This window comes from Alcaligenes sp. NLF5-7, assembly GCF_024266725.1.
Classification (GTDB): domain Bacteria; phylum Pseudomonadota; class Gammaproteobacteria; order Burkholderiales; family Burkholderiaceae_B; genus Alcaligenes; species Alcaligenes phenolicus.
Window position 1 is genome coordinate 143,054 of the sequence record NZ_CP100755.1, and the last position, 11,865, is coordinate 154,918.

Here is an 11,865-nt window from a genome sequence, read left to right on the forward strand (position 1 = left end):
GAAGGTTTCTGACAATTCAGGTCGATCACGGACAGACAGAAGCCTATGCCCCGTTTTTGCATGGCCCATGCGGGCTTGACGGCCCCCCGCGTCCCCTTTGTTGTTCTCCTCCAGGATGATGAATGCGTAAGAATTTCCCCATTACCCAGGACGAGGTTCGTGTCCGGGCCGATCAGTACCTTATTTCAAAAACTGACCTGAAAGGTCGGATCACCTACGCGAATGCAGCCTTTATTGCGATCAGTGGCTTCACCCGTGAGGAGCTGATCGGCAAGGCCCATAACCTTGTCCGCCACCCCGACATGCCCCCCGAGGCTTTCCAGGACTTCTGGGATACCTTGCAAAGCAAGCGCCCCTGGATGGGCGTGGTAAAGAATCGCCGCAAGGACGGCGGTTTTTACTGGGTGTACGCCATGGCGGTGCCTATTTACGAAAATGGCACCGTCGCTGGCTATGCTTCGGTACGCGTAAAACCCAGCCAGGAACAAATCGACGAGGCCGAAAGCCTGTACGCCGCCATTAATGAAGGCCGCGCCAAAGGTGTACGCTTGCATGAAGGCCGTGCTGTGCCTACCGGTTGGCGCAAGGCCTTGAGTCAGTTGCGCCGCCCTTTCAGCAATTCCTTGCGTGCCAGCCTGTTCCGTATGGGCACCCTGGCTCTGGCCACGACCGGCACCGCCCTGTACTTCGCCCTGACAGGTGGCGTACCCCAAGGCTCGGGTTTGTGGCTGACAGGTGGTTTGTGCCTGGCCAGTGCCGTGATGATGGGTTACGGCTGGCTGATTGCCCAGCGTGTGATCCGCCCTCTGGACCAGGCCTCCCTGATCGCCCAGCAAATTGCCACCGGCAACTTGCAGCTGGATATTGACATCAACTCCAGCGAAAGCAATTCGGAAATTGGCCAGCTCTACTTCTGTCTGGATTTGATGCGCAAGAGTCTGGTGGGAATTGCCAGTGATGCACGCACCGGGATTGATGCCTCTATCCATGCGGCCCGCATTCTGGAAGTCAACAATACCAATCTGGCATCGCGTACTGAAGACCAGGCCGCGTCCTTGCAGGAAACCGCCGCCAGCATGGAAGAACTGACGGTAACCGTGCGTCAGAACGCCGATAACGCCAATCAGGCCAGCCAGTTGGCCGATGCCAGTATGCAGATTGCTCAGCGTGGCGGCGAAGTGGTCAATGAAGTGGTGCAGACCATGCAAGGCATTCACGACAGCTCGCGCCGCATTGGCGATATCGTCACCGTCATTGAAGGCATTGCCTTCCAGACCAATATTCTGGCACTGAACGCGGCAGTGGAATCGGCCCGCGCCGGTGAAGCTGGTCGTGGCTTTGCCGTGGTGGCTGGTGAAGTGCGCAGTCTGGCCCAGAAGAGTTCCCAAGCTGCTGGCGAGATCAAGAACCTGATTGATGCCTCGGTCAGCCGTATGGCCGTGGGTGCCGAACAAGCTGCCCGCGCGGGCGCCACCATGGGTGAGGTCGTGGACTCGGTAAAACGTGTCACGGATATTATTGGCGAGATCTCCACCGCGTCGATCGAGCAGGCCAGCGGTCTGGATCAGATCAACGAGGCTATGGCCAAGATGGATGGAGTCACCCAGCAGAATGCCGCCCTGGTACAGGATCTGGGCAACACCATGAGCGACCTGGCCTCCGAAGCCTCCGAGCTGGCCGATGCCATCAAGGCCTTGAATACCGGCTCTGTCGATTCCAACCAAAGTGCTCCTGCTTTGGCTCAGTTGAGCAAGGCTCCCACCATGCAGGTACTGTCCTACCAGAACACGCAGCCCTTTCAGGTTCAAAGTGCCAAAACAGCGAACGCCCGCCTGGAAGCGATTCGTCGCTAAACCATAAAATCAGGATCGGCAGCGGCTCTGCTGATCCTGATAAAACTGACAGCTAGACAAAACAATAATTCCGGGATCGGTTTTGATACCCGGAATACTTGAAAATAATAATTAATAATAAAATCAAGGAAGTAGACCACTGCAACCTTGCTCTGAAACCCTGGATTCTGCTTGTCATTACATTGACACATTTAGACTCTAATGCAAATACCAGGTAACAAAATTGAGTCAATATGAAACATAATGATCTGTCCTTTTCCGCCTACGTCTTTAACAGGGCCAGATCATGCGTGAAAACCAAGCCATTACGTCTCATGAAACACAGGTACCCGAAAAAACCTATTTAATCTCCAAAACAGACCTGAAGGGGCGCATCATCTACGCCAATCCGGTCTTTATCGAGGTTAGCGGCTACAGCCATGATGAGCTGATCGGGGCACCCCACAATATCGTGCGTCATCCCCACATGCCGGCCGTGATTTTTCAGGATTTATGGCAGACCCTCAAGCAACAACGATCCTGGTCGGGGCTGATCAAGAACCGCCGCAAAGACGGCGGCTTTTACTGGGTGAAGGCCCGCGTCATTCCTTTAATAGAGAATGGCCGCGTCAATGGCTATGCCTCGGTACGGGTACGCGCCCAGCCCAAAGAGATCAAGGAAGCAGAATATCTGTACCACTCCATCCAGCAGCAAGGGTTGCGCGGCTTTCGTCTGCATGAAGGCCAGTTGCAAGCCAGAGGCTGGCGCTCTGCCCTGAACACCCTGCTCCAACCCTTGAACCGCAGCCTGCGCGCCAGCTTGCTACGCTTCGGGATTCTGACGGGCAGCCTGGTGACCTTGAGCGTCGGTTTGCTATTGGGCAGTGGCGCATCCGGCACCTATCTGACCGCCGGGCTGGCCTCGCTGGGGGTGCTCAGTCTGGCGACTCTGGCCTATGGCTGGATTGTGACCCAGCGCATGATGCAGCCCCTGCACAGTGCCACCCATATCGCTCAACAAATTGCGACGGGCAATTTGCTGATCGACCTGAACCCACAACACACCCGTAGCCAGGAAATTGCACAGCTGTATTTCTATATGGACATGATGCGCAAGAGCCTGCTGAGCCTTGCCCGCGATGTGCATCAGGGCATACAGGCCTCGCTGGATGTGTCCACACAAATTGAGGACGGCAACCGCCAGTTATCCCACCGTACCGCCGCCCAATCCGGCTCCTTGCAGCGCACGGCTGCCAATATGGAGCAGCTGACCATGAATGTGCAGCAGACAGCGGACAATGCCAGGCTGGCCAATCAACTGGCCGACCAGAGCCTGTCTACCGCAAGGCGTGGGGGCGAAGTGGTGCAGGACATGGTCAGCACCATGCAGGACATCCACAATAGCTCCGAGCGCATTGGCGATATTGTGTCGATTATTGAAGGGCTGGCGTTTCAGACGAATATTCTGGCACTGAACGCCGCCGTGGAATCCGCCCGTGCGGGCGAGGCCGGCAAAGGGTTTGCTGTCGTGGCCGGTGAAGTACGCAGTCTGGCGCAGAAAAGTGCGCAGGCCGCCGGGGAAATCAAGAACCTGGTGGAAGACTCCTTGAAGCGCATGGCAACCGGCGCCCATCATGCCAAACGGGCCGGTTCTACCATGGATGAAATCATGCAGTCCGTCTCCGATGTGACGCATCTGATCAGCGAAATTTCCACGGCCTCCAATGAGCAAGCCAGCGGTTTGGCGCAGATTAACGACGCTGTCTCCACCATGGACAGCGATACCAATGACAACGCCGATCTGGCTCGTAATTTGGGAGTGACAGTGCATGAGCTCAGCCGTCAGGCACAAGAGCTGAAACTGTCCATCCAGCTTCTGAATACGGGGTCGACTGGCCGTTCTACCTACGCCCCCGACCCGAATGCCACCCAGGAGCCGGTTCCCTTGCTGAAAGTTGCCTGATAAGAAAGCCGTGGGGGCAAAGCGCTGAGCGTCTCGCTGCCCCGCCCCTTCCTACTCCTGCCTCGATAAGGCAGCGGATTCAGCCCACTCGGGTCAGAAATGCTCTGCCCTGTTTTCCAGGCACGGCCAAGGCGCTGACAGGACGCTGATCTGGCAGGCTCTTTTTAGACCAAACCAAGTAACAGAATCGCGTGCAGGCCTACGCCAACCAAACCGCCCACCACCGTGCCATTAAAGCGTATGTATTGCAGATCCGTGCCCACGGTCAGCTCCAGCTCGCGCACCAGTTGCCTGTCATCCCATTGACGCACGGTGCGCGAGATATGGTCTTTGGCCCCTTCACGTAGTTGCTCGGCCAGGCCCGCTGCTGCGGACAGCATGTGTTCATTCAAGGTTTCACGCAGCGTCGCATCCGTATTCAAGCGTGTCCCCAAATCCTGCGCCACCTGACGCAGATGAGCCGCCACAGAAGAATCCTCTTTGGCCAGATCATTGCGCACAACACGCATCACATCCGTCCAGACGCCATCAATGTACTCACCCACATCTTTATGGTGCAAAAAGCGCTGCTTGATCGCCTCTACCTGCTCCATCAAGTCCGGGTCCTGACCCAGGCGCTGGATATAGTCGTGTACCCATTGCTCGTAATCCTTGCGCAAGGGGTGCTCGGGCTCGCTCAAAATGGTTTGCACTTCATCCACCAGAGCCCGCGCCAGACGGTCGGCCATCTTGCCCGATAACTCGTCTACCGAAGTCACTACCCCGACCATGGCCAGCAGCTTGGGCCACTCCCGCTGAGCGTAGCGCACCAATACATCAGCCACACGCTGTTTGACTGCCTCGTTGGACAAATAGCCACCCAATTGCTGCAAGACTTCGTCCAGCAGGCGCTGGTGTCGGGCATTGCGCGTCAACAAGCCCAGAATCTGGGAGCTGGAACCGGCCATGTCCACCCGCATCAAGTAACCACGTACGCCATCGGTCAGTGCTTGTTTAACGCTGCGCTCGTCCAGCAGGCGCAGAGCCTCGCCCATGGCGGTTTGCAAGGCACGGCTGACACGTTCGCTTTGTTCAGGTTGCGACAGCCACTGCCCCAAACGCGCTGCCGGGTCCAGGCTGCGCAGCTTTTCCAGCAACATGGCGGAGTCCAGAAAGTGGTCGCGTACAAAGACGCCCAGGCTTTCACCCAGGCTGTTTTTCTTGTTGGGAATGATCGCAGTATGTGGAAACGGCAGGCCCAGCGGGTGGCGGAACAAGGCCACGACGGCAAACCAGTCTGCCAGCGCACCGACGGTGGCGGCCTCGCTAAAGGCACGCAACCAGGGCCAAAATCCGGCAATGGGCGCCGCCTCGCCCTGCCGCATCATGGCGTGGCTTAGCAGGAACAGGCAGATAGTCAGCACCAGCAAAGCCAATGCGCTGCGCTTCATGCGACGCAGGCGGCGTTCGGGCGAGTCAGGGCGAGAGGATGATGTAGACATTTCCACAGTCTATGCGTAGTTCAATAGCCGCATGCAATAACCTCTTATTGTGAGCCAATCTTGCTGTCCTGCGCAAAACCCCCGCACGAGGAGAAGTGTCATAGTCCTTTCACCTTAAACCACTAGCATGAGCGCTACCCCTACAACTCAGCCTTGGCGCTATTTATCACTATGAGCAAACATATCTCCGACAAGACTGTTCGTAACGCTAGTCAGAACACCCCTTTTAGTGAAATCCTGGAACGAAGCATGACTCGCCGCGCCGTGATGCGCGGTGGCCTGGCAGCCGCCCTGGCCACCATGAGCAGCTTTGGTCTGGCTGGTTGCGATAACAGCAGCACAGGAGGCAATTCCACTGATAACGGCGGCGAGAACCCGAAACCCGGTCCCGGCCCTGATCCGGAACCACCAGCAAGCGTCAAACTGGGTTTTGAATCCCTGCCCACCTCCATGACCGACGGCTGTGTCGTACCTCCCGGCTACATCGCCCATGTACTGGCCCCATGGGGTACGCCAATCAATGACAATGCCCTGCCCTGGGACAAGAACGGCAATAACAGCTCCAACGACTTGCTCAACTCCATGGGCATGCACCATGACGGCATGCACTTCTTCCCTCTGGAAGGAAGCTCTACCGAGGGCTTGCTGGCCGTCAACCACGAATACATTGATGAAAAAGCCCTGCACCCCAATGGGCCGACCCTGGTCAATGGCAAGCGCCCGGCAGAAGAAGTACGCAAGGAAATCAACGCCCACGGCGTGGCCATCATCCATATTCGTCGTACCAATGGCCGCTGGGACATCGTTCAGAACTCGCGCTACAACCGCCGCTTCACCTCGGCCACGGCCATGAAACTGGCTGGCCCTGTGGGTGGCACGGACTGGGTCAAGACCCCCTTCTCGCCCAACGGCACGCAAGTGCGCGGCACCAACAATAACTGCGGTAACGGCACCACGCCCTGGGGCACCTACATCACCGCTGAAGAGAACTGGGCAGCCTGCTTTGTAAACACTGGCAATCGTGATGCAGCCCAATTACGCGTGGGCGTATCGGCTGGCCCAACTGGCCGCTACAAATGGGAAACCGCCGCCAAGGACCCTTCGGAAGTACTGGGCGAATTTGCTCGCTTCAACGTGACCGAAACCGGTGCCAGCGCCACGGAAGACTGGCGCAACGAGGTCAACGGCTTTGGTTACCTGGTCGAGATCGACCCTTACGACCCCAGCAGCATTGCCACCAAGCGCACCTCCATGGGTCGCTTCGCCCACGAAGGCTGTGCCTACAGCAAGCCCGAAGCCGGCAAACCCCTGGCTTTCTATAGTGGCGACGATTCGCGCTTTGAATACGTTTACCGCTTCGTGTCCGAAGCGAACTGGGACCCGAAAGACGCCCAGCGCACGGATCGCCTGGCCGTGGGCGCCAAGTATCTGGACAAGGGCACCTTGTATGTCGCCCGCTTCAACGAAGACGGTTCGGGCGAATGGCTGGCACTGACGGGCTCTACCAAAGGCAAGGATGGCGGCACCTTGGCTGACAAGTTCAAAACCTTGGAAGAAATCCTGATCAATACCCGTGGCGCCGCTGACTTTGTCGGTGCCACCCCGATGGATCGCCCCGAGTGGACGGCTACCCACCCCAGCAATGGCGACATCTACCTGACGCTGACCAATAACACCAGCCGCAACGCGTCCACTGGCACCAACCCCGCGAACCCGCGCCTGAACAACGTCAACGGTCACATCATCCGCTGGCACGACGAACCCGGTTCAAACAAGTTCAAGTGGGATATCTTCGTATTCGGCTCGGACTCGGGTGCGGACGCAGACACCAACCGCTCCGGCCTGACCGACCTGAACCAGTTGGCCAGCCCCGACGGCCTGGGCTTCGACAGCCGTGGCATTCTGTGGATTCAGACCGACAACGGCATCGACGGCGGACGCAAGAACAATGTTGCTCGTGCCACCAACGACCAGATGCTGGCCGTGATTCCGGGTGCCTTGGCGGACAGCTCGGGCACCGGCCCGGCCATCAACGCCAGCAACCAGTCCGATCTGCGTCGCTTCTTTGTAGGCCCGAACGAAGCCGAAATTACGGGCTTTTCCATGACGCCGGACCACACCAGCCTGTTCCTGAACATTCAGCACCCCTCGAACTGGCCGGCCTACGACACGCATGACGCCACGGTCGTCAGCATGAATACGGTACGTCCGCGTTCTTCGACCGTGGTGATACAGCGTGCGGATGGCAAGCCTATTGCTGTGTAAACGCAAGGGCGGCTTCGCGGTTTGAATCCGCCAGATTAAGCTTTGGGAAAAAGGGGCCGTTAATTAACTGGCCCCAATTTTTTGTCACAATATACCACTGCATTCAGCCGTCCCTTGCTGATCTTCTCCGTCTACAAGGCCCCTCACACTCTGTACCCACTGGACAGAAAAAGCACGGCATTTTGCTGAAAAAGCATCGTTCAAACAGCACCTTGCCCTACCCAAATAAGCCCGTATGAAGCTCCAACGTCCCAGGCATAAAAACAAAAAACCAAAAAATTTCCCAACCAAGCCCTAAAGAGTTTTTTACCCCTTCCGTTAATAAGTCTGTACAGGAAGAACGCAGTGTGTCGAAAGCGCAGTCAGCCCCCTGGGGCCTAGCAAAACACCAACGCTTTCCTGGGCAAAAGGCGAAACCGTTTCGCCGCTCTACTCAATATTGGGAGTTACCATGTCTGTTATTAATACCAACTACCTGTCGCTGGTTGCCCAGGGCAATCTGACCAAATCGCAAGGTGCCTTGGGTCAGGCTATTGAGCGCCTGTCTTCCGGTCTGCGCATCAACAGTGCTAAAGACGACGCCGCTGGCCAAGCTATCGCCAACCGTTTCACATCGCAAGTGCGCGGCTTGACACAAGCAGCCCGCAATGCCAACGACGGTATTTCCATCGCTCAAACAACCGAAGGTTCGCTGAACGAAATCAACAACAACTTGCAACGTATTCGTGAGCAAGTCGTTCAAGCCTATAACGGCACTAACTCCACAGACGACTTGAACTCCATCAACGCAGAAATTAAAGCCCGTATGGCTGAAATTGATCGCGTTGCTGCAAAAAGTGAGTTCAACGGCACTTTTGTCTTGAATGGCTCGGCCAGCGGTGGCATTAACATTCAAGTTGGTGCCCGTGATGGCGACATCATCAACATCAAAGGCACAGACGCTCGTTCCAGCACCCTCTTGAGTGGTACCAGCGCCATTAACGCCTCCGGTCTGAGCATCACAACCACGACCGTTAGTGGCACTAGCACTAGCACTGTTGCCAGCGGTGCTCTGGCAGAAATCGATGCTGCCATCAGCAAAGTGGACGGTATGCGCTCGGATCTGGGTGCCATTCAAAACCGTTTCGAGTCCACCATCTCGAACCTGAATAACACCATCACTAACCTGTCTGCTTCGCGTTCGCGCATTGAAGATGCAGATTACGCCGTCGAAGTCTCCAACATGACACGTGCGCAAATTCTGCAACAGGCTGGTACATCGGTTCTGGCACAAGCCAACCAGGTACCTCAGACCGTGTTGTCTTTGCTGCGTTAATCTACTAAAGTTGAAGTATCTAAAAGGCGCGTTTTTTCTATTTAGATACTGGATACTTAAATAAGTAGTAGCAACAAAAACCCGGAGTCGATTTTTATCGAATCCGGGTTTTTGTCATTTCAAAAAGAAAAAGAGAATAAAAGCTGCCAGAGAAGTATTGACCAGGTATCGTTCTGCTCAATCCTACCTCTTGGCTTTTAGGCACCCCACGCCTTACGCCACTGCTCTAAAAACTGCCCTTCCAACATCCAGGAGGCAAAAATCTCCGCCTGTAAGGTATCACCACGCTGGGCCAACTGCTCTGGATCCTCTATATGCTTACGAATTTCCTTAACCCACTCTTGAGGGCGATTACGCACAACCGTCACAGATAACCCTGAGTCCCGGTAAGGTTCGATATCGGTCGCTATAATAGGGACACCACAAGCCCCCAGTTCCAATAAGCGCAAATTACTTTTACAACGATTAAACTGGTTAAGCTCTAAAGGTGCCAGCGCCAAATCCAAATTTAAAGAGGCCAGTTTCTCGGGATAATCAGCAATCGGCACACCTTCGTGAAACTCACACACGACATTGTCCGGCTTCATCCCCATAAACACCCACTGAACCTCGTGCTGCAAATCTCGTACCACCGGCTGAATGACCGCCAGATCCCCAGTGTGGCTTGCACCTCCAGCCCAGCCCACCCGCAACTTCTTCCCACTACGGCGGGCCGATTTCAAACCGGACCACCAGGCGGGCAAGAGTCCATTCATCGCGACTCGAACATCGTCATGATAGGCCCTGTATTCATTAGCCAGCTGCTCCGTTGAAACGACCAACCAATCCACCTGCTCAATAGCCCGACGCATCAACTTCAGTACACCCTGACTCATCTGTTTACGGTGAATACTACGGGTAGGGATATTGGGCAAAAAATCATCAAACTCCAAGGCAATCTTAGCGCCCGTGTACTTCCGACACCGTTGAATCAACTCCAGGATATCTGTTTGATTCCACGTGCCCTGCAACACAATCACATCTGGCTGAATACGAACCACATCAAAAAAACTCAAGGCATTAAAAAACAGACTGCCCTCTATCTGTAGCTGATCACTTAATGCCTGAAAAGGATGCAGAATTCGATAATATCCACAACCGAACCAATCCGCATGGACTACGACGACAAGCGGCAGCGGCCTGCCCGGTAAAGGGTCATAAACTCGCGCGCTCTCTTGAGCTAAAGAAAATCCTGGCGAACTTTTACTAAACGCGGGGTGGTAGTAAGGGTCTTGCGCTAAGGACGGCATCCACCGCTCATACAATACATCCACTTGTTTAACGTCCAAGCTGCTCAAAGTACGTTGACTGGGAGCGACTTTTTCAGTTGTCTGGCCAGCCTCTAGAACGGCAAGATGCTCTAAGCCAGTATCAGGCTCTAAGCACAACAAATACCCAGCCTGTATTGCTTTCAGACATAAATCAATATCTGCAAACTGCTGTGGAAAGGCTTGCTCATCAAACCCCCCAAGCTCAAAAAAAACCGATCGTCGTACCATCATGCAGCTCGCAGAGATGGCGCTGGTATTTTGCTGAGCCACCAAGCGATTCATGTAGCCAACGCTTTGGCTAGGGCTACGATGAAAGACCGACTCAACACCTTCCCCAAAACCCAAGGTCATCCCATATTCGCTCACTCCCCGCCCTTGGGGATAATCCAACCGCCCCCCAACCACGGCTACCTCAGGGCGCAGCGCCATACTCAGTAAACGCTCTAACCAATCCTCTCGTGTCGTCGAGGTAAAGGAGACCTCATCGCTTAAAAATAGCAGCACCTCCCCCTTTGCCTGTTGCACAGCCACATTACTGAAGCCCGCCAAACCAGCATTGGGACTGCATTCAACGACTTTGATTAAGTCTGTCGCCCCCTGTACCAAATCGGTAAGAAAGAGACTCAGCTTAGGATCAGAGCTTGCACTTTTAGCCAGGATAATTTCCAAATTGTCATAAGCTGTGTGCTTAACCAAACCTTCCAGGCAATGTTTGATTAAGGGCAGGCTATTACCCAGAGGAAGTATCACACTGACCATAGGCCGCTGCGCAAGCGCATAGTCCACCCTCCACACTCCCTGGGTGGCCGTAGGTTCAACCGTGCCATTGATCCCCATACGCTCCAAATGAAGCTCGGTCAGCAATTTGACTTTCTGGGATATAAGATCCTGGCTACACCAATCCAACAGGCTCTGAGGACTATGCAGCAAAACTTCTTGCACATGCCCAATGGCAGGTGGCCCAGCATGCTCGACCAAACGCCAGAGCCAATCTAAAGTCGCTACCTCCCCTAAGCCCTCCTGCAATCCACCCAAGGTTCTCCAAGCTGTAACACTGAGCACACAAGAGCGACCGGTATAAGGATAAGAACGAAACAAGTCCACACTAAAGTCGGGCTTCAAGAGAACATTCAGCGTTTGCCCCTCCCGCTGAAATGCCTCATCGACATACCAGGCCATGGCCTGAGTGTTTTGTAAAATGGACACCTGCATCTGCAAAAGCGCGTGCGCAAACAGCTCATCACCCGCATGAAGTATCCATACCCAGTCAAGGTCTATTGCCTGGCTCAGCCTACGGTTGAACGCCTCCTGCCACGACACCTTGGGATCCAAAATCTCCAAGCCAATTGCAGCAGTGTCACCATCTGGATGCTGATCACCCGAGCTTGCCAGCCAGATACAAGACGCACTGAAACACTGGGATTGCACACTGTGTAAGGTACGCGATACTTGTTCCTGACTACTCTGTTCGTCAGCAACAATCAGGATGCCAACCCTACACGGCGACGTCTGGGCAGCCAGAATGCTTTTTAATGCGAAAATACGTGCGGCTGTCGGTGTCCGACCCGCTATCCAATTCTCACAGCCCCAGCCTGTTGTCTCGCCTGCTTCGGGATTTTCTTTCCCGGACACATTTCCCATGACCATCGTTCTAACACCAGACACCAAACTCTGACTTTGACTAGTCATTCACCACTCA

6 protein-coding genes are annotated in these 11,865 nt (G+C 55.0%); 4 read left to right on the forward strand and 2 right to left on the reverse strand.

Features of this window, described 5'->3' with window-relative positions; translation table 11 throughout:
- The first annotated feature begins 122 nt into the window (after positions 1-122).
- Both MID00_RS00740 and MID00_RS00745 read left to right on the forward strand, forming a co-directional pair.
- Complete coding sequence (locus MID00_RS00740; protein ID WP_009458338.1) at positions 123-1,853, forward strand: PAS domain-containing methyl-accepting chemotaxis protein; 1,731 nt, start codon at positions 123-125, stop codon at positions 1,851-1,853.
- A gap of 286 nt (positions 1,854-2,139) precedes the next feature.
- Positions 2,140-3,795 (forward strand): methyl-accepting chemotaxis protein, encoded by a 1,656-nt coding sequence (locus MID00_RS00745; RefSeq protein WP_021446811.1) that lies wholly within the window; start codon positions 2,140-2,142, stop codon positions 3,793-3,795.
- 164 nt (positions 3,796-3,959) lie between these two features.
- Here the strand turns inward: MID00_RS00745 and MID00_RS00750 are convergent, their stop codons facing one another.
- Entirely contained in the window at positions 3,960-5,276 is a 1,317-nt protein-coding gene (locus tag MID00_RS00750; protein ID WP_250756958.1) for a DUF445 domain-containing protein, read from the reverse strand.
- Between the two features lie 249 nt (positions 5,277-5,525).
- Between MID00_RS00750 and MID00_RS00755 the strand changes: the two genes are divergently transcribed.
- Together MID00_RS00755 and MID00_RS00760 are read left to right on the forward strand one after the other, a co-directional pair.
- Positions 5,526-7,541, forward strand: coding sequence for a PhoX family phosphatase (locus tag MID00_RS00755; RefSeq protein WP_254499548.1), 2,016 nt, complete (start codon positions 5,526-5,528; stop codon positions 7,539-7,541).
- Between the two features lie 451 nt (positions 7,542-7,992).
- Complete coding sequence (locus tag MID00_RS00760; RefSeq protein WP_021446813.1) at positions 7,993-8,856, forward strand: flagellin; 864 nt, start codon at positions 7,993-7,995, stop codon at positions 8,854-8,856.
- 197 nt (positions 8,857-9,053) lie between these two features.
- Here MID00_RS00760 and MID00_RS00765 read toward each other — a convergent pair whose 3' ends face one another.
- Positions 9,054-11,855 (reverse strand): glycosyltransferase, encoded by a 2,802-nt coding sequence (locus tag MID00_RS00765; RefSeq protein ID WP_021446814.1) that lies wholly within the window; start codon positions 11,853-11,855, stop codon positions 9,054-9,056.
- Positions 11,856-11,865: the final 10 nt, after the last annotated feature.